Origin of the sequence: Mesorhizobium sp. WSM3864, assembly GCF_002294955.1 — a bacterium.
Classification (GTDB): Bacteria; Pseudomonadota; Alphaproteobacteria; order Rhizobiales; family Rhizobiaceae; genus Mesorhizobium.
The window spans coordinates 1-22,910 of record NZ_NSGD01000003.1 but is presented as its reverse complement, the minus strand read 5'-3'; the positions used below and the strand labels follow the sequence as shown (position 1 = coordinate 22,910).

Genomic DNA, 22,910 nt, shown 5'->3' with positions numbered 1-22,910 from the left:
CCCGGGCTCCATCGCGGTAGCCGTTGTTGGTTGCGTTGCGCCGGGCGCGACGACGCCGTTATACCCGACAGCCGGACACGCGGAGCTCGTCTCATGAAACCCTCGCTCGAAGACACGCTGCTTGCGGCCATCCGCACCATTCCGGATTACCCCAAACCCGGCATCCTGTTTCGGGATATCACCACGCTGCTCGGCGACGCTCGCGCCTTTCGCCGCGCCATCGACGAGCTTGTGCATCCTTACGCCGGGCTGAAGATCGACAAGATCGCCGGCATCGAGGCGCGCGGCTTCATCCTGGGCGGTGCAGTGGCGCATCAGCTTTCGGCGGGTTTCGTCCCGATCCGCAAGAAGGGCAAGCTGCCTTACGAGACCGTGCGCGTCGCCTACAGCCTCGAATACGGTCTGGACGAGATGGAGATGCACAAGGACGGCGTCTCGCAAGGCGAGAAGGTGATCCTGGTCGACGATCTGATCGCCACCGGCGGCACGGCGGAGGCGGCCGTCAAGCTGCTCAGGCAGATCGGCGCCGACATCGTCGCCGCCTGCTTCGTCATCGACCTGCCGGATCTCGGCGGGCGCCAGAAACTGGAAGCGCTCGGCGTGCCGGTAAGGACGCTGATCGGCTTCGAGGGGCATTAATCAGTGTTGAATGGTGAATAGTGAATGGTGAATAGGGAATGGTTCACTAGTCACCATTCACTATTCACCATTCGCTACTCCACCTTCACCAGCACCGCGCTGTCGAACTCGATGACCTTATCGCCGCTGGAGTCGAAACCTTCGGAACGCAGCGTGAGCAGGCTCCAACCGGGGCGGCCGGCAAGGGGTCGATGGGCAAGCGCTGTGCGGGTGAAGGTCACGGTTTCGCCGGCATAGACCGGCTTCAGCCATTTGAGGTTGCGAAACCCGGGCGAGGGGCCAAATTCGGGCTGCGGGCCGGGACCGGTCCAACGCACGCCCTCGGTCTCCATGCGCTTTTCGAGGTTGTATTTCATCCAGGTGGCGGCGGTGTGCCAGCCGGAGGCGCAGAGACCGCCAAGCATGCTCTTCTTCGCCGCCTCCTCGTCGACATGGAAGATCTGCGGATCGTATTTCCTGGCGAACGCCTTGATCTCGTCGGTCTCGAATCTGTGCGAGCCGAGGGTGACGGTTTGGCCGATGAGGAAATACTCGTCCAGGGTCACGCGACGGCCCCGCGGGTCAGAAACATGCCGGTGTTCTCAAGCTCGAAGACGCATTCGCCGCGCTGGTTGAACAGCTCGCTGCGCATGCTGACGAGGCCGATTTGCGGCCGCGACCTGGACTGGCGCTTGGAAAGCACGGTGACCTTGCCGGAGAGACGGTCACCGGCCAGAACCGGCTTCTTCCATTTGACATGCTCGATGCCGGGTGAGCCCTGCGAGGTCGAATCGAGCAGGAAGGCATCGCACAGCATGCGCATGAACATCGCGCAAGTGTGCCAGCCCGAAGCCGAAAGGCCGCCCAGGATGCTGGCCCTGCCGGCCGCCTCGTCGAGATGCATCGGCTGGGCGTCGAATTCGCTGGCAAACTCGATGATCTCGGCCGCGCTCACATTCTTGCTGCCGAGGTCGAGCGAGGCGCCCTCGACGAAATCCTCATAGGCCCAGGTCTTTCCGGTCATGTCGGCAATCCGGTTGACGAACGCGTGATCCCGAAGGTCGGGCATCCCGGATGGAGGCCCGAGCCAATTTGGTCAAGTCCTTTCTGGTGAGCCAGCCAGGCACTCAGGTGTTGAACTTGAACAGCATGATGTCGCCGTCCTGGACGACATACTCCTTGCCTTCGTCGCGCGCCTTGCCGGCTTCCTTGGCCGCCACTTCGCCGCCGAGCGTGACGAAGTCGTTGTAGGAGATCGTCTGGGCGCGGATGAAACCACGTTCGAAGTCAGTGTGAATGATGCCGGCAGCTTGCGGTGCCTTATCGCCCTTGTGGATGGTCCAGGCGCGCGTCTCCTTCGGCCCGACGGTGAAATAGGTGATCAGATGCAAGAGCTCGTAGCCGGCGCGGATCACCTTGTTGAGGCCCGGCTCAACTAGGCCGATCGAGGCGAGAAACTCCATTTCCTCCTCGTCGGAAAGCTGGGCAACTTCCGCCTCGATTGCCGCCGAGATCACCACCGTGCCGGCGCCCTGCGCGGCGGCCATCTTCTCCACCGCCTTTGTATGCTCGTTTCCCGTGGCAGCGTCCGCCTCAGCGACGTTGCAGACATAGAGCACGGGATGCGATGTGAGCAGGTTCAGGCCCTGCAGGATGCGCAGATCCTCCGCCGCGATGCCATTGAGCAGGACGCGGGTCGGGCGACCTGCCTGCAGCAGTTCGAGCGCCGCCTCCATCATCGGCAGAACGGTCATTGCTTCCTTGTCCTTGCCGGCGGCGCGCTTGCGGACCTGCACGATGCGGCGCTCCAGGCTTTCGAGATCGGCGAGCATCAGCTCGGTCTCGACGGTCTCGGCGTCGGCGACCGGATCGATGCGGCCCTCGACATGGGTGATGTCGTCATCCTCGAAGCAGCGCAGCACATGCACGATGGCGTCGACCTCGCGGATGTTGGCGAGGAACTGATTGCCCAGACCTTCGCCCTTGGAGGCGCCGCGCACCAGTCCGGCAATGTCGACGAAGGAGATGCGGGTCGGGATGATCTCCTTCGACTTGCCGATCGCGGCGATCTTCTGCAGCCGCGGGTCCGGAACCGCCACCTCGCCGGTGTTCGGCTCGATGGTGCAGAAAGGATAGTTGGCGGCCTGCGCGGCAGCCGTCCTGGTCAACGCGTTGAACAGCGTCGACTTGCCGACGTTGGGCAAGCCAACGATGCCACATTTGAAACCCATGTTCGTCCGGTCCTATCGGGAATTCGAGATTTGGTGAGGGCTATGGGCGAAAGCGCGGACGATCGTCAAGCCCTTGGCATGATCGTTTCGACGCTCAGTCTTTTCCGAACAGCTTCTTCAGCATCGCGGCCATCGGCCCGCTCTCGGGAACCTTCGCCGGCGGCTGCTGCGGGCGGGCCTGGCGGATATGGCTCTGCTGTTTTGGCGCCTTGGGCGGAGGCCGATCGTCATCGCCGGTCGGCACGAGCTTTTCGCGCAGCGCCAGGGTGATGCGGTTCATGAAGGAGTTGTCATCGCCCTTGGCCAGCAGTGCGGCGTCGTCGGCGATCGCGTCGAGCAACACGTCGAGCCATTCACGGTCGGCCTTGGCGAAATCGCCGAGCACATGGCCGTGCACCATCTCTTTGACGCCAGGATGGCCGACGCCGATGCGCACCCGGCGATAGGCATTGCCGACATGCTGGTCGAGCGATCGGATGCCGTTGTGGCCGCCGGAACCGCCGCCGACCTTGACCCTGAGCTTGCCGGCGGCAAGATCGATCTCGTCGTAGAAGACGGTGAGGGCGGCGGCATCGAGTTTGTAGAAGCGCAACGCCTCGCCGACCGACTGGCCGGATAAATTCATGAAGGTCTGCGGCTTGATCAAAAGGATCTTTTCGCCGCCCAGCGCGCCCTCGGCGATCAGGCCCTGGAACTTCTTCGACCAGGGCGAAAAGGAATGGCGGCGGGCTATCGCGTCCGCCGCCATGAAGCCGACATTGTGTCGGTTGTTCTGATATTTCGCGCCCGGATTGCCGAGGCCTGCAAAGACAAGCATCGTTGTCTCCTGGCGCTGAGAGAGATTACTTCTCTTCGGCCTCAGCGGCCTCAGCTTCCGGCGCCGCCGCTTCGGCAGTCTCCTCCGTCTCCGGCTTCATTGCCGCGGAGCCGGCGATGGTCGCGATGGTGAAGTCGCGATCGGAGATCACCGGCTTGACGCCGGCCGGCAGGACAACCGCCGAAATGTGGATCGAGTCGCCGATTTCGGTGCCGGCGAGATCGACGGTGATGAATTCCGGGATCGCGTTGGCAGGGCAGTGGAACTCGACTTCGTGACGAACGATGTTGAGCACGCCGCCGCGCTTGATGCCGGGCGACTTGTCCTCATTGATGAAGTGGACGGGCACGTCGACATTGACCTCGGTGTCCTTGCCGATGCGCAGGAAGTCGACATGGACCGGGAAGTCCTTGACAGGGTCGAGCTGAAAATCCTTCGGCAGGACCTGGATCTTCTTGCCGTCGACATCGATCGTAGCGATCGTGGTCAGAAACCCGCCGCCGTGGATCTTGTAGAAGATGTCCTTGTAGTTGAGGGCGATCGCCAGGGGGGGCTGCTTGTCGCCGTAAATAACTGCAGGCACTTTGCCGTTGCGGCGAACTGCACGGGCGGACCCCTTACCGACCTGTTCGCGCGCTTCGGCCTTGAGCTCGTAAGCCTCGTGGCTCATGGCATTTCCTTTCGCGTGTTATGGAGCGTTCGCGGCGGGCAAGCCCATCCGTAAACGTCGAAAGCCGTCGCGGCCTTGCATGGTCGATCCAACGCTTTTGGCTGTCCAAACGCTTCGGGGATCATGCAGGCCTGGCCGGCCTTCCTCCGCGTTGCCTCCAAGGGTGTCTACGCGGGTGGCGGCTCTATAGCGGAAGGCGGGCAGGGGCGCAAGCCGTTGAACGGGAAGGCTCGGCCACGCTGCGCGATGATATCCGGTCGGGGAGGCATAGCCGACGCGTTGCTCCGTCGGATCTGGCGAGTTGCGCCGGGTCCCGCCCGCATGCGTCATGTAGCATCGGGCCGGTTTCAAACGTCCTTGGCAGGCAATCGAAGGACCGGAGATCGACATGAAACTACTGTTCAGCCGCAATCCCAATCCTCGCCTCGCGGTCGCGGCGGCGCGCTATCTGAAGGCCGATGTCGCCTTCGAATTCGCCTCGCCCATGGCACCAGGGCAGGCCGAGCGCTACCGCGCGCTGAACCCCAATTTGACCTTGCCTATCCTGGTCGGCCCGGGATGGAGCCTGTGGGAAGCCGATGCGATCGCATGCCGGCTCTCGCGCGACATGCATTCGGATTTCTGGCGCACCGGCGACGACGAGCCGCAGATGATCCGCTGGCTGAGCTGGGGCAAGGAGAATTTCGTCAGGGCCTGCGACATGGTGCATTTCGAGCGCGGCACGAAACAGCGCTGGGGACTGGGGCCGATCGACAAGGCATTGGTCGAGGAGGGGCTGAGGCAGTTCCACATGACGGCCGCCATCCTTGAAGCCGAGCTTTGCGGGCGCCAATGGCTGGTCGGCAATTCGGTTTGCTATGCCGACTTTCGTATGGCGACCTTTCTCGCGTTCAATGATGCCGCCCGGTTGCCGCTCGATGACTATCCGTCGCTCAGCCGCTGGTATCGGCGGATCGAGCATATCGATGCCTGGCGCGACCCGTTCCAGGGGCTGGATGCGCCGCAACTGCCGCCGGTCAGCAGCGAGGCGGCGCCGGGCTAAGCCAGGATTTTGAACGTCTTTCTTCAAATACCGTCGTCGAGGATGCCTGCCAACCCGCGCCGAAAATGGCCCGCCCCAGCGATGGGGACGCGGGCCGCTGCTGCACTAAGCAGACCTTAGTTCATCTACCCCGTCTGGAGGTCAGGCAGCATCAGCCGATTGGTCGCCGCTCAACGCATCGCGCAACGCCCGGACTTTTCGCGTGAGAGCATCGATCTCGGCCGAGGTCATGCCTGAACGCTCGACCAGCGTTTCGCCCAGACAGCTGCATTGCGTGAGCAGCGCCCGGCCTGCCGCGGTGAGATCGACCTGCACCTGCCGCTCATCGTCATGGCTGCGCTGGCGGGTCACCAGACCCGCCTGCTCCATGCGCTTGACCAGCGGCGTGACGGTGCTCGATTCCAGCGCCAGCCGGCGCGCTATGGTGCCGACCGACATGCCATCGGCCTCTCCAAGCGCATTGAGCACGAGATACTGGGGATACGTGATCCCCATCTCGTCGAGCATGGGCTTGTAGGTGCGGTTGATCGCCATGCTCGTGGCGTAGAGTGCGAAACAGAGCTGATTGTCCAGGGGCAGCGGCATCGCGCCATGTTCCTTTTGTCGACGTCGCGAGGCGCTTTAGCACAAAAAATCATATCGCGATACATATTATTGTGGACAAGAAGTGGTCACTGCGCTAGGCGTTTCGTTATCGCGATATCATTTTTCGCGATAACGACAAAGGAGATTGAGATGACTGAAGCTTCACATGCAAAAGCCGGCTCGGGCAGCGGAACGATCACCACCAAGGACGGCACGCAGATCTACTACAAGGATTGGGGCACCGGTCAGCCGGTCGTCTTCCACCATGGCTGGCCGCTGAGCAGCGACGACTGGGATGCCCAGATGCTGTTCTTCCTCTCCAAGGGCTATCGGGTCATCGCCCATGACCGCCGCGGGCACGGCCGCTCCAGCCAGACTGACATCGGCAATGAGATGGACACCTACGCCGCCGATGTGGCGGCGCTGGTTGCGCATCTCGACCTCAGGAACGCCATCCATGTCGGGCATTCGACCGGCGGTGGCGAAGTGGCGCGCTATGTCGCGCGGTACGGTTCCGGAGGCCGCGTCGCCAAGGCTGTGCTGATCGGCGCGGTGCCGCCGATCATGCTCAAGACCGCTGCCAATCCCGGCGGCCTCCCGATCGAAGTGTTCGACGGCTTTCGCTCGGCGCTGACGACGAACCGCGCCCAGTTCTTCCGCGACGTTCCGGCCGGCCCTTTCTACGGCTTCAACCGTCCGGGCGCGACGGTGTCGGAGGGTGTGGTCGACAATTGGTGGCGCCAGGGCATGATGGGCGGCGCCAAGGCGCATTACGATTGCATCAAGGCGTTCTCGGAAACCGACTTCACCGAGGACCTGAAGAAGATCGACGTACCGGTGCTGGTCATGCATGGCGACGACGACCAGATCGTACCGATCGCGGATTCGGCGCTGCTCGCAATCAAGCTGCTCAAGAAGGGCGAGCTCAAAGTCTGCAAGGGCCTTCCGCATGGGATGGCGACGACTCATGCGGACGTCATCAATGCCGACCTCCTGGCTTTCTTCCAGGCCTGAGTCCCAGCGCCAGAAAAGCACCCGCCATCGCGCGGGTGCTTTGCTCTCTGGAACTCGTTCGGAGTGGCCGGCTCAGGCTTTCCTGGCCTCCTTCATGTTCGGCAGGAACACGGTCAGCAGGCCGAGGAAGGGCAGGTACGAGCAGACGTGGTAGACGAAGTCGATGCCTTTCATGTCGGCGATGACGCCGAGCACGGCCGCAGCGATGCCGCCCATGCCGAAGGCGAAGCCGAAGAAGATGCCGGCGATCATGCCGACGCGGCCGGGAACCAGTTCCTGCGCGAAGACGACGATGTTGGAGAAGGCCGACGACAGAATCAGGCCGATCACAACGGTAAGCACCATCGTCCATTCCAAATTGGCGTAAGGCAGCGCCAGCGTGAAGGGCAGAACGCCGACGATGGAGAACCAGATCATCGCCTTCTGTCCATAGCGGTCGCCGAACGGGCCGCCGAGCAGGATGCCAAGCGCCGAGGCGCCGAGGAACAGGAAGAGCATGACCTGCGACATCTGCACCGAAACGCCGAACTTATGGATGGCGTAGAAGGTGTAGTAGCTGGACAGCGAGGCGATATAGGCGTTCTTGCTCAACACCAGCAGCGTCAGCACCGCCAATGCCCCCATGACCTTTTTGCGTGGGAAGGGCGAGACGTGAGCCGCCGGCTTGCGGTTGGCCATCGAGGCGCGCAGCCGGCTGTACCAGCCGCCAACCTGCCACAGCACGACGATGCCGATCAGCGAGCCGACGGCGAACCAGGAAATGCTGGTCTGGCCGAAAGGCACGACGATGAAGGCGGCGAGCAGCGGGCCCATCGCCTGGCCGAAATTTCCGCCGACCTGGAACAGCGATTGCGCGAGACCGAAGCGGCCGCCCGAGGCGAAGCGGGCAATGCGCGAGGATTCCGGATGGAAGATCGCCGAGCCGATACCGATCAGCGAGGCGCCGATCAGGAGCAGCCAGTAATGGCCGGCATGCGCGAGCACCACCAGCCCGACCAGTGACGAGGCCATGCCCCAAGGCAAGGAATAGGGCATCGGCCGCTTGTCGGTGATCATGCCGATCACAGGCTGCAGCAGCGAGGCCGTTACCTGGAAAGTGAACGTAAGAAGGCCGATCTGCCAGAAATCGAGACCGTAATTCTCTTTGAGCAGCGGATAGATCGCCGAAAGCAGCGACTGCATGATGTCGTTGACGCAGTGGCAGAAGCTCACCGCAAGAATGACGGTGAAGGCCGTCGCTTGCGCCGAGGTGTGGCTTGCCGGCGCTGGGGTGGCGACGGCGGTGGCGGTCGTATCGGTCAAGGCAATGCTCCGGGTCTTTTTGGCGGCGAACCGCAGCCAGCCAGCTTTATTGGCCCGCTTGTCTTATAATCGGCTTGAATGGCGACTTCTTTCGTGGTTTGGTCCAATAGTTTCGCAAGTGGGCCACATCGAATGCCGCATGGCCGGGAAATCTTCAGGGGCGATGCCGCCGAGCTCGGCCGGCTGCATGAAAGCCGCTGGCAGTGGCTGGAGCAGGCGGTCGGGCCGGCGGTCGCGTTGCCGACCGAATATCCCGACGGCTACCACGTGCCGCGGCACCGCCACAGCCGCAGCCAGTTGCTGCATGCGCTTGTCGGCGTCGTGCTGGTGACGACCAAGCACGGCCGCTGGATGGTGCCGCCCGACCATGCAATGTGGATACCGGCCGGCATCGAGCATTCGGTCGAGATGCTGGGCGATGTCTCGATGCGCTCGGTCTATGTGGTGCCGGATGCAATTCCCGGCCTGCCGGAGGGCTTGCGCGTCGTCGGCATCACCGAGCTGATGCACAGCCTGATCGTGGAATCGGAGAAGCTGCCGCAGGGCGGCGAGCTCGAAGGACGCGCCGGGCTGATCATGGGGCTCCTGCTGCATGAGATCCCGAACCTGCCGGAGCGGCCGCTCGGCCTGCCTTTTCCGTCGGATCCGAAGCTTGCGGCGCTCTGCCGGCGCTTTGTCGCGGCGCCTTCGCCACATGCGACGATCGACGAATGGGCGGATGCCGCTGGCATGAGCCGGCGCTCCTTCACACGCGCCTTCCACCGACAGACCGGGCTGTCGCTCTCCACTTGGCGCCAGCAGGCCTGCCTGTTCGCGGCGCTGCCGAGGCTCGCCGACGGCGAACCCATCACCAGCGTGGCGTTCGATCTTGGCTATGATAGCGTGCCGGCGTTCATCACCATGTTCAAGCGCATGCTCGGCAGCTCGCCTCGCGGCTATATGCGCGGCGCGCGCGAGTCAGGCGAGGGGGCAAAGCGATCAAGCGGCCCGGTTCAGGCCAGCAGCGCCGCGGTCTAGTCGAACAGGCTTGAAACCGATTCTTCGGTCGCCGTGCGCGAGATCGCCTCGCCCATCAGGTCGGCGATCGAGATGACGCGGATGTTGGGCGCGTCGAGCACGGCCTGGCTGGGCTGGATGGAATCGGTGATCACCAGTTCTTGCAGTTTCGAGCCACTGATGCGGGCAACGGCGCCGCCCGAGAGCACGCCATGGGTGATGTAGGCAGTGACGCTGGTCGCGCCGTTGGCGAGCAAGGCATCGGCCGCGTTGCAGAGCGTGCCGCCGGAATCGACGATGTCGTCGATCAAGAGGCAATCCTTGCCGGCGACGGCGCCGATGATATTCATCACCTCGGATTCGCCGGGCCGCTCGCGGCGCTTGTCGACGATGGCGAGCTGCGCATCGAAGCGTTTTGCAAGCGCGCGCGCCCGCACCACGCCGCCGATGTCGGGCGATACGACGACGACATTGCCGAGCTGCTTGTATTTCGCCTTCACATCCCGGGCCATCACCGGCACCGAGAACAGATTGTCGGTCGGGATGTCGAAGAAGCCCTGGATCTGGCCGGCGTGCAGGTCGAGCGTCAGCACGCGATCGGCGCCGGCGCGGGTGATCATGTTGGCGACGAGCTTGGCCGAAATCGGCGTGCGGCCTGAGGCGCGGCGGTCCTGCCTGGCGTAGCCGAAATAGGGAATGACCGCCGTGATGCGCCTTGCCGAGGAGCGCATGAAGGCGTCCATCATGATGAGCAGCTCCATCAGATGGTCGTTGGTCGGATAGGAGGTCGACTGCAGGATGAAGACATCCTCGCCGCGCACGTTCTCCTGGATCTCGACGAAGATCTCCTGATCGGCGAAGCGCCTGACGCTGGCCTTGCCCAGCGGGATGTTGAGATAGCGAGCGACCGCTTCGGCCAGCACCCTGTTGGAATTGCCCGCAAAAAGCTTCATGCACCGTTCCTGGTGAAGGATGGAGAGACCGGACAGACTCTCATGAGCCTTTATGCCGGGCTTTTAGCGGCCCGCGCCGGTATTGCAAGCCTCGTGATCGGGAATCGTTCGACAAGGCGCAACAAAGGCCGGCTGGATCGCAAGCCGGCAACAGGTTGGTCGATCAACCGGCGCCGTCGCTGCCGAGCCACGCGGTGAACTGGTCGATCGTCTGGTCGGCGATGGCCTGCATGGTGGCCGGCGCTACCGCCGGCCAGCCTTCGCCGCTGCCGACGGAAACCGCTTTCTGCTGGCCATTGATGCGATGCAGGCGGTTGCCCGACGGATCGTAGATATCCCAGACATAGATGACTGTGGTGTCCTTGCCTTCGGACATGGTCGAGAAATAACCCTTCAGCACATGCGTCGCCGTCTGGTCGGTGCTGCCGACAAGGGTCACGCCGCGCTGCCTGGCGCGCGTCTGCAATTCCGCCGTCAAGGGTGCTGCGGCCTCCACCGAGGCGCCGACGATCGGCGCTACCTGCAGCCGGGTCTTGGCGATGGCGGCGGCCTGAGCCGGCGTGGCAGGCGTTGAAGCCGCCGCGGTCGCTGTGGGCGCGGGCGCGGTGGTCGTTGTTGGCGATGCGGTGGCCGACGTGCCCTGGGTGGCCGGCAAAGCCTGGGCCGAACCCGCCGGCGGCTTGACGGCAGAAGGATCGAGGACGTCCTTGGCGTTGGTGCAGGCGGCCAGCGCCAGCGCCGCAAGCAATGACACGGTCGTCACCTGCGATCGTCTCATTTGCCCGACAACTCCCTGGTGGCGAACGCCCCCGCGTGAACCAACCATTATGGATTCACTGCACGATCAAGTCGAGATCATGGCGCGAGAGCGGCTTCGGCGCCGATTCCGTGGTAAGATAGGTGCGGCCGAGCGTCATCGCCGTATCGGTTTCCGAATCCATGATGATCATATGCGCGAACAGCGTCATGCTGGGCGCGATCGGCTCCGGATTGCCCTGGTAGAACATCGGCATGTCCATCCAGGACGGCGTGAAGCGGGCGCCGAGCGAATAGCCGCAGGCGTTCAGCCGGTGCTTGGTCAGATTATGCGCCTCGAGCGTGCGGGCATGCGCGTCGAAGACGTCGCCGAAGGAATTGCCCGGCGTCATCGCCTTCTCGACGGCAAGCAGAGCCGCGCGGGCGGCATCGAACAGTTCCTGGTGGCGCTTCGAGATCTTCCCGGTCAAAACGGTGCGCATCATCGCCGCGTGATAGTGATGGAAGACGCCCGCCCATTCGAGCGTCAGCTGGTCGTTCTTGGTGAGCTTGCGGCGGCCGGCCTTGTAGCGGCAGAGCAGGGCATCGGCGCCGGAGCCGATGATGAATTCGTTGGCGGGATAGTCGCCGCCGCCGGCAAAAACTGCTCCTTGCATGGCGGCCAGGATCAGCGCCTCGTCGCCGCCCTGCTTGATCAGCGGCAGCGCGGCATCGAGCGCATCGTCGGCGAGGCTTGCGGCTTTTTCGGCCTTGGCGATCTCGGCCGGACTCTTGAAGAGACGCAGCCGGCCGACGATTCCGGAAGCATCGGCGATCTGGCCGAAGGTCTGCAACTGCTCGTCCACGCGACGGCCATTGTAGGCCGTGAGGCCGTGCGTGTCGTATTCCACGCCGATGCGGGCGCCAAGCAGATCGAGATCGTTGAGCAGGTTGCGCAGGTCGATCGCGGGATTGGCGCCATCACGATCGGTCCACAATACGATATTCTCGATGGTCGAGGTGTTTCGCGCCTGCCTCAAATCGGCCGAGCGGGTGAGCAGCACCATCGAGCCGTCGCCCTTCACCACCAGGCACTGGAAGAAGCAGAAGCCGAAAGTGTCGTAGCCGGTCAGCCAGTACATGCTCTCCTGCGCGAACAAAAGCACGGCGTCGAGCTTCTTCTCGGCCATCTCGATCAGCAGCCGGTCGCGCCGCGCGTCGAATTCCGAACGTTCGAAATGCAGCGCCATTACTCTTTCTCCAGAACGATTGCCGAGACCTGCCGCCCGTAATCCGCTTCCTTGCGGTGGGTGGTGCGGCGGTAGGAATAGAAAAGGTGTTCTTCCGCGTAAGTGCAGCGGCCGAGCCCGTCGGCGGTCACGCCGGCCTTGCGCAACCGGTCGACCGAATATTGGTTGAGGTCGAACATCGAGTGGCCAGGGTTCTGCGACGACTTGAAGTAGCGTTGATTGCCGGCGTCGGCCTCGATGAAGCGAGCGACGAATTCCGCTCCCACCTCGTAATTGTCGGGTCCGATGGAAGGGCCGAGCACGGCGACGATGCGATCGCGGCGGGCGCCGAGCCCTTCCATCGCGGCTATGGTGTTTTCGAGCACGCCGGTGAGGGCGCCTTTCCAGCCGGCATGGGCCGCGCCGATGACGCGCGCCTCCGCGTCGGCGAACAGCACCGGACCGCAATCGGCCGTCGAGGCGCCGACAGCGATGCCCGGCCGGTCGGTGACGATGGCGTCGGCCTGGGGGCGAGGGCCGGCAAAAGGCTCCCTGGCAATGACGACATCGGGAGAATGGACCTGGTGCGCGGTGAGGAGATGATCCGCCGGCACGCCCATCCAGTAGGCAACGCGGCGACGGTTCTCGGCAACCAGCGTCTGATCATCGCCGGAGCCCGTGCCGATGTTGAGGCCTTGATAGATGCCGCCGGAGACGCCGCCGATGCGGGTGAAATAGCCGTGGCGTATGCCTGGCGCCTTCGCAAGCAGCGGCGAGCGTACTGGATCGGGTCTGGTCTGATTCAGCATGGAAGGGTTTGTTGTCCGCGTGGGCGATTTCGTCAAGGTGAAGTTCGGGCGGGTATGTGGTTCGGGCAAGTGGCAGGGCCAGCTTGCACGGGTTGCCCGCCGATGTCAGCCAGTTTTCGCGGCCGGCAGGATCTTCATCACCTTGAACAGCTCGCCCATCGCATCGGGGCCGGCAAGGCGCTTGACCGCCTCGGAAATCGCCTGACGCGCGACATCATCGGCCCGGGCGCCCAGCGCGCCGGCGCGCTCGAGCAAGCCCATGCCGAGCAGGAATTCGCTCTGCGTGGTCAGTTCCGCCTGGAGGCTGTGCTCCCGGACGGCTGCGGCCAACGCGGCGAAATCGACATGAGCGGTAAGATCGGCCCCGCCGGGATTGGCCAGCACGTCTTCGTGATCGTGCCTGCGCACAGCCTGCAATGTGTCGCCGAAGCCCGGCTCAAGATGGCCGTAGTCGATGAACAGCCCGGCGCCGCCATGGCCGGCGATACGCTCGGCAATCGCTGCCATCAGCGCGGCGCGGGCCGGCGCCACCTCGACGATCGCGCCTTGCAGAGCATCGGCCGCGCCGGCCGGCAGCAGCGTCGGGTCGACGGAACCCGCGCCGGCGAAGAAATGAAGATTGTCTTTCTCGTCGAGCCCGACCACGCGCTCGCGCCAGCCGGCGCCAACATAGACGAACTGGCGGATCGGCACCGCGTCGAACAGTTCGTTGCCGACGATGAAGAGCGGCTGCTGCGGCAGCGTGTCGATGGTTTGGTGCCAGCTCAGGGCCGAGTTCTGGCCGGCAAGCGTCTCTTTCTGGATTTCGGCCAAGCGCGGACTGGTCTCGATCATAGCGAAGGAAGCCTCGGCGGCAAGCGCCGGATCGAGGCGGGACCAGGTGCGCAGCATGTCCTTCATCAGCGTGCCGCGACCGGGGCCGATTTCGGCGAAGGTGGCTGGCAGCGGACGCCCGCCGCCTTGCCAGGCCTGGTAGAGCCAGACGGCGACAAGCTCGCCGAACATCTGGCTGATCTCCGGCGCGGTGACGAAGTCGCCGGCGGCGCCGAAGGGCTCGCGCGTCGTGTAATAGCCGTCCTCAGGGTCGAACAGGCAGAGCGCCATGTATTCGCTGACCGGGATCGGCCCCACCGCGCCGATCAGGCCGATGATGCGCTCCTTCAGCCTGGTCATGCCGGCTGCGTCTGCGTCGTCGGCTTTGCGGTGGCCATGGCCCAGATGCCGGCGAGCACCATCGGCGAGGACAGGACCATGCCCATGGTCAGCCAGTTGGTGCCGAGCAGATAACCGAGCTGCTGGTCAGGCTCGCGGAAGAACTCGACGAAGATGCGAGACAGGCCGTAGCCGCAGATGAAGGCGCCGCCGACGAAGCGCGGTGTCTTCAGCTTCAGCCGCGAGTGGGTGAGAAAGCGCAGCACCAGGAAGAGCACAAGACCTTCCAGCAGCGCCTCGTAGAGCTGGCTGGGATGCCGGGTGAACGGGCCGCCATTGGGGAATTCGATCGCCCAGGGCACGTCCGACGGACGGCCCCAGAGCTCCGAATTGATGAAATTGGCCACACGCACCAGCCCAAGGCCGACCGGCACGCCGGCCGAGACGACGTCAAACAGCGTCCAGGTATGAATGCCGCGCTTGAGCGAAAAGAGGGTCATGGCGAGGATCACGCCGAGCAGTCCGCCATGGAACGACATGCCGCCCTGCCAGACCGCCAAGGTGTCGAGCGGATGCGCGATATAGCGTGGAAGGTCGTAGAAGAGGACATAGCCGGTGCGCCCGCCGAGCACCACGCCGATCGCCGCCCAGACGATGAAATCGTCAAGATCCTCGGGCTTCATCGGCAGCTTGCCGTCCGGCCAAAGGCTGGCATTGCTGACCAGGCGCTTGGCGTACCACCAGGCGAACAGAATGCCGATGATGTAGCCGACGCCATACCAATGCACCGCCAGCGGCCCGATATGGACGATGACCGGGTCGATATTGGGGAAGGGCAGGGAGGCCAGCGGCAGCAGGAAATATTCGCTCAAACTGGGTCGCTCCGGTTGCGGTCGTCTATCGGGCGCGGACCATGCGGCAGGGTTTTGGCGGGGTCAAGGCACGCTGCGCTTGCAATCCGTGCCGCGCGCCACTACGTCAAAATAATCAAGCGAGGATTTGCCATGTCGACCGGAACGAACCGCATTCTCGATGAATTCGCCAAGCTGATGACCGATGCCGCGGGGGCAGCCCAAGGCGTCAGGCGCGAGATGGAGACGGCTTTCCGCAGCCAGGCCGAGCGCCTGCTCAACTCCATGGATGTGGTGAAACGCGAGGAGTTCGAGGCTGCGCGCGAGATGGCCGTCAAGGCAAGAGAAGACAACATCCAGCTTGCGGTGCGCGTCGAAGCGCTCGAGGCCAAGCTCGCCGAATTGACCGGGCAGGCCGCACCTGCGGCTGCGGCGAAGCCCAGATCAAAAAAATAATCGTAAACTTTTCCACAAAGCACGATCCGAAAAATCGCTTTGCCGTGAATCGCTTACCGGCATTGCATGAATCTTTTTGACAGCGCCTTTCCACATGCGAATGACGCAGTGCGAAAAATTGGGCTGTTCACGCGACTCCCGATCAATAGACTGAATTTGTTGCATGATTCGAAGCAGGGTCATGCGCCGGGCGGTGGGGTCCGGTTGGGGTCTTTGCGTTTGGAAAGTCCTGGCCGTCCGAGTTCTAGACAAGATTGTTCGTTGTGCGTGCCCTCTCTCGCGGAGCGTGTGGCGGCGCTCTCAGAACGACAGGAAGCATTCATGGAACTCCTCGAACTCGAATTCTCCCGCGAAATCCACCCGGTGGACGTCATCGAGCAGGTGGCCCACAACAATGACTGGTCCTTCGAACGCGCCGGCGACGACGAGATTTCGATTTCGGTAACAGGCAGTTGGACCGACTATCATGTCTCCTTTTCCTGGATGGAAGATTTCGAAGCGCTGCATCTGGCCTGCGCGTTCGACATCAAGGTGCCGGAAACGCGCGCGCTGGAGGTGATGCGACTCCTTTCGCTAATCAACGAACAGATGCTGTTTGGCCATTTCGACCTGTGGGAGCAGGAGGGCGCGATCATGTTCCGGCAATCGCTGCTGCTCGCCGGCGGGGTCGAGCCGTCGAGCCAGCAGGTCGAGGTGCTTCTGTCATCGGCGTTAGAGGCCTGCGAATGCTATTTCCAGGCCTTCCAATTCGTCGTCTGGTCGGGTACGTCGGCCAAGGACGCGCTGTCCAGCGTGCTCTTTGAAACCCATGGAAGCGCCTGAGCGAAGCCAATACCGCCGATGAGTTCCAGCAGCGAGCGCAAGCCCGAGATCAGCTTTGCCGATTTCGATCGTGTCGACATCCGTGCCGGCACGATCGTCGAGGCTGAGCCCTTTCCGGAGGCGCGCAAGCCGGCATTCAAGCTGAAGATCGATTTCGGCCCGGCGATCGGGGTGAAGAAGTCGTCGGCGCAGATCACCAAATATTATGCGCCGGAGACGCTGATCGGCCGACAGGTCTTCGCTGTGGTCAATTTCCCGCCGCGTCAGATCGGCCCGTTCATGTCGGAAGTGCTGACGCTTGGCTTTCCGGACGAGGAGGGCGCCGTCGTGCTCGGCGCCATCGAGCGCAAAGTGCCGGACGGCGGGCGTCTATTCTAGAACAAGCCTGGGCCGGCCTGACGTCACCGCGTTCTGATCGGCGCGGGTGCGCGGCATTCCCAGCGCTTCTTCGACAACGTCGAGGAACATCTCGGCGCATGACTTCCAGCTGTAGCGCAGTGCGCGCTGGCGCGCCTCCGCGCGGTCAATGTGAAGCGCCTTGAGCGCCGCCTCGCGCAAATCCTCGGATACGGCCCCACCGACGCCGTCGCCGACGATGTCGATCGGTCCGGTCACCGGATAGGCGGCCACCGGCGTGCCGCTGGCCAGAGCCTCGATGATGACGTTGCCGAAGGTGTCGGTGCGGCTCGGAAAGACGAAGACGTCAGCCGAAGCGTAGATTTCCGCCAGTTCGTCGTTCGGGCGATGGCCGAGGAAATGCGCGTTCGGATAGCGGGCGCTGAGCTTTGCCAGTTCCGGCCCTTCGCCGACCACCACCTTGCTGCCGGGGAGATCGAGATCGAGGAAGGCGGTCAGGTTCTTTTCGATCGCGACACGGCCGACGCAGAGGAAGATGGGGCGGGGAAAGCTGGTGTCCTTGCGTTTGTCCGGCCGGAAATGATCGGTGTCGACGCCGCGAGTCCAGGGCCTCAGCTTATCGAAGCCGCGCGAGGCAAGGTCGTCCGCCAACGATTGCGTGGCGACCAGCGTGCCCTGTCCGGAATTGTGGAAGTCGCGCAGCCAGTTATAGGCCCACCTCTCCGGCACCGGCAGGCGGGCGCTGAGATATTCGGGAAAACGCGTGTGGTAGCTGGTGGTAAAGGGACGGCCGGCCTTGCGGCAGTAGCGGCGCGCCATGATGCCGAGCGGCCCTTCGGTGACAATGTGGATGTGGTCGGCCTTTCCCGCTTCGATCAGCCGCGCGACATGACTGGGGGTTGTCAAGGCGAGCCGAATGTCCGGGTAGGTCGGCAGCGGCAGGGTGCGGAAGATGTTCGGCGTCAGAAAATCGACCTGGACTTCGAAGGATTTCAGCGTTTCGGTAAGCCGCTCCAGCGTGTGAACCACGCCGTTGACCTGCGGTCGCCATGCATCGGTGACCATCAGGATTCGCATGGCGACCCTTCGCACAGATTCTTGGGCGCGCCGGCACGATGGCGGAACGGCAGCCAGGCTGCAGCTCGCGCTTCGCTCCAGCGCACCCGGGCGGGTGCGGGATCGAAGCGGGGCGGCATGGCCGAATCGATAAAGGTCGCGCGCTTCATGCGCGCTCTTGACCATGATTTCATGACGGAGGGATGAAGGCCGTCTTTGTCCGACTAAGCCGGCACCTTGATCACGGCTCGCAAACCGCCAAGCGGGCTGTCTTCCAGCATGATGTCGCCGCCATGAGTTCGGGCGATGTCGCGGGCGATCGACAGACCAAGGCCGGTGCCGCTGGCATCAAGATTGCGCGCTTCGTCGAGCCGCAGGAATGGCTTGAACACTTCCTCGCGCTTGTCCGGCACGATGCCGGGACCGTCATCGTCGATGGTGACGGTCAGCGAGCCGCGGCCATGATTGGCATGGACCTCGACCGTCTTGGCATATCGGAAGGCATTGCCGATGACGTTGGACATCAGCCTGGCAAAGGCGTTCGGCCGCACATGCACGGTCGGATCGCCGGTCAGTGTCGTCGACAGCTTGCATTTGCGCAGTTGCGCTTCCTCGCCAAGCTTCTGGAAATAGGCATCGAGATCGAAGCGGCCGGTGTCTTCTGCCGCCTCGCCGCGGGCAAAGGAGAGATAGCCCTCCAGCATCGACTGCATGTCGTCGATATCCTGGTTCAGCGCGGCCTTGGTCTCGGCCTTGCCGCCGGCCAGGGCCAGCTGCAACTTGAAGCGGGTCAGAATGGTCCTGAGATCATGGCTGACGCCGGTCAGCATGGCGGTACGCTGCTCGATCTGGCGCTCGATGCGCTCGCGCATCTGGATGAAGGCGAAGCCGGCGCGGCGCACTTCCTCCGCGCCGCGCGGACGGAAATCGCGCGGCATTGGCCGGCCCTTGCCGAAGCTCTCGGCGGCTTCGGCCAAGGTCAGGATCGGCCGTATTTGATTGCGCAGGAAGGGGATGGCGATCATCAAGAGCACGAGCGAGGTGCCGACCATCCAGATCAGGAAGATATGGGTGTTTGAGGCATAAGCCTGGCTGCGACGCACGAAGACGCGCAGGACCTTGCCTTCGAGCTGGACGCGGACCTCGACGACATTGGAGTTGCCGACCGTGTCGATCCAGAAGGGACGGTTGATCTGCCGGGTAATCTCCGACGACAGGGCCGTGTCGAGGATTGAGAAGAACGGCTTCGGCCCGGGGGCCGGCAGCGGATCGGGCGGCAGCAGATCCACCTTCAGCTGCATGCGGTCTTGGGCGATGCGGATGATGTTGGCGTAATCGGCGTCGTGGGGATAGGTCTCCATCATGTCGATGATGGCGGCGATGTCTGCGATCGTCGCCTGCGACAGGCGTTGGGTAACCGTCTGCCAGTGGCGCTCCATGAAGACGAAGGCAACGACCGACTGCAAAAGGATCATCGGCGCGATGACGATGATCAGGGAGCGGGCATAAAGCCGCTTCGGCATGTAGAGCGCGACCAGGCGCCAGAACCGGTTCCAGGCGCGCGGCATCGCCCTCAGCGTCCGCAAAGCGAGATCGCCGAGGCTCCCGGTCTTGGGCTTTTCCAGTTGCGTGGTCGCCATTGGCCCTTCCGCTCGTAGACGGCCATTCAGCCAAGGCCGTCTGCGAGCATGTTATTCCACGCTGAGCCGATACCCAATACCGCGCACGGTCTGCAGCCACACCGGATTTGACGGATCGCGCTCGATCTTGCGGCGCAGCCGGTTGATCTGGACATCGATGGTCCGTTCGCCGACATCCGATTCGTCGCCGACGAGCTCGTGCCGCGGTATGGTTTCGCCCGCCCGGGCGGCGAAGATCGCCAGGATTTCCTGCTCGCGGTCGGTCAGCTTCAGCGCCTCGCCGCCACGCTTCAGTTCGCGCTTGGCGATCTGGAACGTGTAGGGGCCGAATACGAGCTGCTCGACTTTCGGCGTCGCCGCCGGGCCGCCGCGGCGCAGGATGTTGTTGATGCGCAGGATGAGCTCGCGCGGATCGAAGGGCTTCGGCAGATAGTCGTCGGCGCCGGCCTCGAGCCCGGTGATACGGCTGTCGGTTTCCGACAGCGCCGTAAGCATCAGGATCGGCACGTTCTTCTCGGCCCGCAGCGCCTTGGTGAGGTCGACGCCGGTTTCGCCGGGCATCATGACGTCAAGCACGAGCAGGTCGAAGTCCAGCCCCGCGAGCTTGCGCCGGGCCTCGCCGGAGTTGCCGGCGACAGTGACCCGAAAACCGTTCTCGGACAAATATTGCTTGAGCAGATTGCGAATGCGGGTGTCGTCGTCGACCACCAGCAGATGCGGCGCATCATCGCCGGGCGCTGCCGGATGATCAACCTTCTCAGTGGTCTCCATTTTTCTTCCCCGATGTTTGCGCAGGCACAATGTCGATCTGCGCTCTAAGTTCCGGATTGACCATCGCCTCGAGGAATCTCTCGATCGAGGCGCGCTCGGCGGTCCCGGAATCCTCCAATGCAGCACGGATGCGGCGCGACTGTGGCCGTGCCAGCGCCAGTGCCAGCGCGCGGCCCTTGGCAGTCGGATAGAGCTCGCGCTGCCGGCGGTCGCGCAACCCTTGCACCTGGACAATATGGTCCGTGTCGATCAGCTGCTTCAACACCCGCGCCAGGCTCTGCTTGGTGATCTTCAGCACGTCGAGCAGCTCGGCTATCGTCAGTCCGGGCCTGCGGTTGACGAAATGCAGGACGCGGTGATGGGCACGGCCGAAGCCGTAATCGGCAAGGATCTGGTCGGGATCGGAGGTGAAGTCGCGATAGGCGAAGAAAAACAGCTCGATGATGGCAAAGTCGATGCCGTCCTCGTCGGTGATCGCCGTCCTGATCGGTTTTCCGGCTGCGGGGCTTCGTTCCGTCATCATTTCTCCATGCCAAGCGGGAATTACGTCAGTACTGTTGACGTAATTTCCCGCAAATGATAATTTTTGACAAGCTTTTCGGCGGATTGCGAACGAAAAGGCAAGCGGAAGCCGTTTTTCCGGAACTTCCTAAGTTTGCCAGGGATTGAATATCCGCCTACGCTTCCAGACACAGGCCGGCGGTTTCGGACCCAGTGGCGGGGCCGATACGAAAGGCCATATGACACAACGATTGGCGGGCACCCGCCCGCGGGAGGTTTCCATGGCATCCGTTCCCTTCGATCAACTGGACGGCTTCATCTGGATGAACGGGGAGTTCGTCAAATGGGGCGAGGCCAAGATCCACGTGCTGACCCATGGCCTGCACTATGCCAGCGCGGTCTTCGAGGGCGAGCGCGCCTATGGCGGCCAGATATTCAAGCTCACCGAGCACAATGAGCGCCTGCATGAATCGGCGCGCCTGCTCGGCTTCAAGATTCCCTACTCGGTCGGCGAGGTCGACGAGGCTTGCCGCACGCTTCTGAAGAAGCAGGGTTTCAAGGACGCCTATGTGCGTCCGATCGCCTGGCGCGGCAGCGAGCAGATGGGTGTTTCGGCGCAGAACAACCGCATCAACTGCGCCATCGCCATCTGGCAGTGGCCGAGCTATTTCGACCCGGCGCAGAAGCTGAAGGGCATCCGTCTCGACGTCGCCGAATGGCGCCGGCCCGACCCGCGCACGGCGCCGTCCAAGTCCAAGGCCGCCGGCCTCTACATGATCTGCACGCTTTCCAAGCACGCCGCCGAGGCCAAGGGCTACGCCGACGCCATGATGCTCGACTGGCGCGGCCAGGTGGCGGAAGCCACCGGCGCCAACATCTTCTTCGTCAAGGACGGCAAGATCCACACGCCGACGCCCGACTGCTTCCTCGACGGCATCACCCGCCGCACCGTTATCGGCCTGGCCAAGGACCGCGGCTTCGAGGTGATCGAGCGCGCCATCATGCCGGAAGAGCTCGATGGCTTTGAGCAGTGCTTCCTTACCGGCACGGCTGCTGAAGTCACGCCGGTCTCGGAAATCGGCCCGTACCGATTCGAGGTTGGCGAGATCGCTAAGACGTTGATGAACGACTATTCTGCCGCGGTGCAGCCAAAGCACGCCATCGCCGCAGAATAGCGATAGTCACAGCCTTTTTGTGCAACGGGGCGGTTTCGGGCCGCCCCTTTTATTAGGCGCCTGCGCAGCAATTCGGCGTCTCATGGGTGCGGGCGATCCGGCGACGGCAGCGGAGCAGCCAGTGGGACTGGCAGGGCGATGGACAATACAAAGCATCATCGTCGGCGCCGGCGCCATCCTCACCGACATCATGCGCGCGGTCATGACCGTGATGAAGAATAGGCTTGGCAGAATTTCAGGGTTCCCATGGACGGCTATGGCCGCCCATTTCTTTTGGAGGGATCACCGGTGGACGCAGTCGGCTGTGCTCTCTACATCAGGGCAACGCCTCGAAAGGAAAGCCATGGGTCAGCTCAATGCCGGCATCGTGCCGGTCACGCCCTTCCAGCAGAATTGCACCATTCTCTTCGACATGGACGACAAACAGGGTGTCGTCGTCGATCCCGGCGGCGACGTCGACAAGATACTGGCGGTACTCAAGGACAACTCGATCAGGGCGAAGGCGATCTGGATCACTCACGGCCATATCGATCATGCCGGCGGCGCGATGGATCTGAAGGATGCACTCGGCATCGACATCATCGGCCCGCACGAGGCCGATCGGCCGCTGCTTGCCAATCTCGAGACCCAGGCCAAGCGCTTCGGCCTTACCGATCCGGTGCGCAATTGCATTCCAGACCGTTTCGTCAGCGAAGGCGACACGGTCTCGTTCGGGGAGCATTCGTTCGAGGTGCTGCATTGTCCGGGGCACGCGCCGGGCCATGTCGTCTACTACAACCGCGCGGCCAAATTCGCCCATGTCGGCGACGTGCTGTTTCGCGGCTCTATCGGCCGCACCGATCTGCCAGGCGGCGATCACGCCGCGCTGATCGCCTCGATCAAAGACAAGCTGCTGCCGCTCGGAGACGATATCGGCTTCATCTGCGGTCACGGTCTGGGCGGCCGCTTCGGCGAGGAGCGCCGGACGAATCCCTTCCTGGCCTGATCCGCTGCGCAAAAAAAAGCGCCGCTGGAGGGCGGCGCTTTTGCCTGGACTGGAAACCGCAAGTCTTAAAGCACGTCGCCCTTTAAAGGATTCGGGATTCCCAGAGTTACGGTTTGATGATTCATTGCGGTGGAAGGGAGAAC

At 63.3% G+C, this 22,910-nt stretch carries 27 protein-coding genes; 9 read left to right on the top strand and 18 right to left on the bottom strand.

Annotated elements, in window-relative coordinates:
* Positions 1 to 93 precede the first annotated feature (93 nt).
* Positions 94 to 639, top strand: coding sequence for an adenine phosphoribosyltransferase (locus CK215_RS07980; RefSeq protein WP_066994354.1), 546 nt, complete (start codon positions 94 to 96; stop codon positions 637 to 639).
* A gap of 74 nt (positions 640 to 713) precedes the next feature.
* On the opposite strand, the gene CK215_RS07975 is transcribed toward CK215_RS07980, so the two are convergent.
* From CK215_RS07975 to CK215_RS07955, 5 genes are all read right to left on the bottom strand, one after another.
* Positions 714 to 1,184, bottom strand: coding sequence for a MaoC family dehydratase (locus tag CK215_RS07975; RefSeq protein WP_095830638.1), 471 nt, complete (start codon positions 1,182 to 1,184; stop codon positions 714 to 716).
* Positions 1,181 to 1,642 carry a MaoC family dehydratase gene (locus CK215_RS07970; RefSeq protein ID WP_095830842.1) on the bottom strand — a complete coding sequence of 154 codons (462 nt, stop codon included), beginning with the start codon at positions 1,640 to 1,642 and terminating at the stop codon, positions 1,181 to 1,183. The genes CK215_RS07975 and CK215_RS07970 overlap by 4 nt, the downstream gene beginning before the upstream one ends.
* Before the next feature lie 103 nt (positions 1,643 to 1,745).
* Positions 1,746 to 2,849, bottom strand: coding sequence for a redox-regulated ATPase YchF (gene ychF, locus CK215_RS07965; protein ID WP_095830637.1), 1,104 nt, complete (start codon positions 2,847 to 2,849; stop codon positions 1,746 to 1,748).
* 94 nt (positions 2,850 to 2,943) lie between these two features.
* Entirely contained in the window at positions 2,944 to 3,666 is a 723-nt protein-coding gene (gene pth / locus CK215_RS07960) for an aminoacyl-tRNA hydrolase (RefSeq protein ID WP_095830636.1), read from the bottom strand.
* Between the two features lie 25 nt (positions 3,667 to 3,691).
* Entirely contained in the window at positions 3,692 to 4,336 is a 645-nt protein-coding gene (locus tag CK215_RS07955) for a 50S ribosomal protein L25/general stress protein Ctc (protein ID WP_095781284.1), read from the bottom strand.
* Positions 4,337 to 4,724: 388 nt separating this feature from the next.
* Here CK215_RS07955 and CK215_RS07950 point away from each other — a divergent pair, with 388 nt between their 5' ends.
* Entirely contained in the window at positions 4,725 to 5,378 is a 654-nt protein-coding gene (locus tag CK215_RS07950) for a glutathione S-transferase family protein (protein ID WP_095830635.1), read from the top strand.
* A gap of 141 nt (positions 5,379 to 5,519) precedes the next feature.
* Here the strand turns inward: CK215_RS07950 and CK215_RS07945 are convergent, their stop codons facing one another.
* Entirely contained in the window at positions 5,520 to 5,963 is a 444-nt protein-coding gene (locus tag CK215_RS07945; RefSeq protein WP_066994371.1) for a MarR family transcriptional regulator, read from the bottom strand.
* 150 nt (positions 5,964 to 6,113) lie between these two features.
* Between CK215_RS07945 and CK215_RS07940 the strand changes: the two genes are divergently transcribed.
* Positions 6,114 to 6,977, top strand: coding sequence for an alpha/beta hydrolase (locus tag CK215_RS07940; RefSeq protein WP_095830634.1), 864 nt, complete (start codon positions 6,114 to 6,116; stop codon positions 6,975 to 6,977).
* A gap of 72 nt (positions 6,978 to 7,049) precedes the next feature.
* On the opposite strand, the gene CK215_RS07935 is transcribed toward CK215_RS07940, so the two are convergent.
* Positions 7,050 to 8,279 (bottom strand): MFS transporter, encoded by a 1,230-nt coding sequence (locus CK215_RS07935; protein ID WP_170950259.1) that lies wholly within the window; start codon positions 8,277 to 8,279, stop codon positions 7,050 to 7,052.
* A 132-nt stretch (positions 8,280 to 8,411) separates the two neighbouring features.
* Here CK215_RS07935 and CK215_RS07930 point away from each other — a divergent pair, with 132 nt between their 5' ends.
* A complete protein-coding gene (locus tag CK215_RS07930; protein ID WP_095830632.1) occupies positions 8,412 to 9,296 on the top strand; it encodes a helix-turn-helix transcriptional regulator in 885 nt (294 codons plus the stop codon).
* Here CK215_RS07930 and CK215_RS07925 read toward each other — a convergent pair.
* The 6 genes from CK215_RS07925 to lgt form a co-directional block, all read right to left on the bottom strand.
* Entirely contained in the window at positions 9,293 to 10,228 is a 936-nt protein-coding gene (locus CK215_RS07925) for a ribose-phosphate pyrophosphokinase (RefSeq protein WP_066994382.1), read from the bottom strand. The genes CK215_RS07930 and CK215_RS07925 overlap by 4 nt on opposite strands.
* 163 nt (positions 10,229 to 10,391) lie before the next feature.
* Positions 10,392 to 11,006: a hypothetical protein gene (locus CK215_RS07920; RefSeq protein ID WP_095830631.1), complete on the bottom strand. Its 615-nt coding sequence runs from the start codon at positions 11,004 to 11,006 to the stop codon at positions 10,392 to 10,394.
* 55 nt (positions 11,007 to 11,061) lie between these two features.
* A complete protein-coding gene (locus CK215_RS07915; RefSeq protein ID WP_067326575.1) occupies positions 11,062 to 12,213 on the bottom strand; it encodes a Xaa-Pro peptidase family protein in 1,152 nt (383 codons plus the stop codon).
* Positions 12,213 to 13,001, bottom strand: a complete 789-nt coding sequence (gene pgeF, locus CK215_RS07910; RefSeq protein ID WP_095830630.1) for a peptidoglycan editing factor PgeF — start codon at positions 12,999 to 13,001, stop codon at positions 12,213 to 12,215. Before pgeF ends, CK215_RS07915 begins: the two co-directional genes overlap by 1 nt.
* A gap of 105 nt (positions 13,002 to 13,106) precedes the next feature.
* Positions 13,107 to 14,174, bottom strand: coding sequence for a class I SAM-dependent methyltransferase (locus tag CK215_RS07905; protein ID WP_095830629.1), 1,068 nt, complete (start codon positions 14,172 to 14,174; stop codon positions 13,107 to 13,109).
* Positions 14,171 to 15,025 carry a prolipoprotein diacylglyceryl transferase gene (gene lgt, locus CK215_RS07900; protein ID WP_095830628.1) on the bottom strand — a complete coding sequence of 285 codons (855 nt, stop codon included), beginning with the start codon at positions 15,023 to 15,025 and terminating at the stop codon, positions 14,171 to 14,173. The genes CK215_RS07905 and lgt overlap by 4 nt, the downstream gene beginning before the upstream one ends.
* A 132-nt stretch (positions 15,026 to 15,157) precedes the next feature.
* Between lgt and CK215_RS07895 the strand changes: the two genes are divergently transcribed.
* The 3 genes from CK215_RS07895 to CK215_RS07885 all read left to right on the top strand — a co-directional run bounded on the left by CK215_RS07895 (position 15,158) and on the right by CK215_RS07885 (position 16,660).
* Positions 15,158 to 15,460 carry an accessory factor UbiK family protein gene (locus CK215_RS07895; protein WP_066994397.1) on the top strand — a complete coding sequence of 101 codons (303 nt, stop codon included), beginning with the start codon at positions 15,158 to 15,160 and terminating at the stop codon, positions 15,458 to 15,460.
* A gap of 321 nt (positions 15,461 to 15,781) precedes the next feature.
* Positions 15,782 to 16,282 carry a YbjN domain-containing protein gene (locus tag CK215_RS07890; protein ID WP_066994911.1) on the top strand — a complete coding sequence of 167 codons (501 nt, stop codon included), beginning with the start codon at positions 15,782 to 15,784 and terminating at the stop codon, positions 16,280 to 16,282.
* Positions 16,283 to 16,300: 18 nt separating this feature from the next.
* Positions 16,301 to 16,660 carry a tRNA-binding protein gene (locus tag CK215_RS07885; RefSeq protein ID WP_066994400.1) on the top strand — a complete coding sequence of 120 codons (360 nt, stop codon included), beginning with the start codon at positions 16,301 to 16,303 and terminating at the stop codon, positions 16,658 to 16,660.
* On the opposite strand, the gene CK215_RS07880 is transcribed toward CK215_RS07885, so the two are convergent.
* The 5 genes from CK215_RS07880 to CK215_RS07865 are packed head-to-tail and all read right to left on the bottom strand — an operon-like array spanning position 16,652 to position 20,626.
* Entirely contained in the window at positions 16,652 to 17,716 is a 1,065-nt protein-coding gene (locus CK215_RS07880; protein ID WP_095830627.1) for a glycosyltransferase family 1 protein, read from the bottom strand. The genes CK215_RS07885 and CK215_RS07880 overlap by 9 nt on opposite strands.
* Complete coding sequence (locus CK215_RS31260; RefSeq protein WP_164746746.1) at positions 17,704 to 17,865, bottom strand: hypothetical protein; 162 nt, start codon at positions 17,863 to 17,865, stop codon at positions 17,704 to 17,706. The genes CK215_RS07880 and CK215_RS31260 overlap by 13 nt, the downstream gene beginning before the upstream one ends.
* A gap of 54 nt (positions 17,866 to 17,919) precedes the next feature.
* Positions 17,920 to 19,335 carry an ATP-binding protein gene (locus CK215_RS07875; RefSeq protein WP_095830626.1) on the bottom strand — a complete coding sequence of 472 codons (1,416 nt, stop codon included), beginning with the start codon at positions 19,333 to 19,335 and terminating at the stop codon, positions 17,920 to 17,922.
* Positions 19,336 to 19,386: 51 nt separating this feature from the next.
* Positions 19,387 to 20,106 (bottom strand): response regulator transcription factor, encoded by a 720-nt coding sequence (locus CK215_RS07870; RefSeq protein ID WP_059188911.1) that lies wholly within the window; start codon positions 20,104 to 20,106, stop codon positions 19,387 to 19,389.
* The gene (locus CK215_RS07865; RefSeq protein ID WP_095830841.1) at positions 20,093 to 20,626 is read right to left on the bottom strand and encodes a MarR family transcriptional regulator; all 534 of its coding nucleotides are present in this window, start codon (positions 20,624 to 20,626) and stop codon (positions 20,093 to 20,095) included. Before CK215_RS07865 ends, CK215_RS07870 begins: the two co-directional genes overlap by 14 nt.
* 262 nt (positions 20,627 to 20,888) lie before the next feature.
* Between CK215_RS07865 and CK215_RS07860 the strand changes: the two genes are divergently transcribed.
* Together CK215_RS07860 and CK215_RS07855 are read left to right on the top strand one after the other, a co-directional pair.
* Entirely contained in the window at positions 20,889 to 21,782 is an 894-nt protein-coding gene (locus CK215_RS07860) for a branched-chain amino acid aminotransferase (RefSeq protein ID WP_095830625.1), read from the top strand.
* A 343-nt stretch (positions 21,783 to 22,125) separates the two neighbouring features.
* Positions 22,126 to 22,767 (top strand): MBL fold metallo-hydrolase, encoded by a 642-nt coding sequence (locus CK215_RS07855; protein WP_095830624.1) that lies wholly within the window; start codon positions 22,126 to 22,128, stop codon positions 22,765 to 22,767.
* Positions 22,768 to 22,910: the final 143 nt, after the last annotated feature.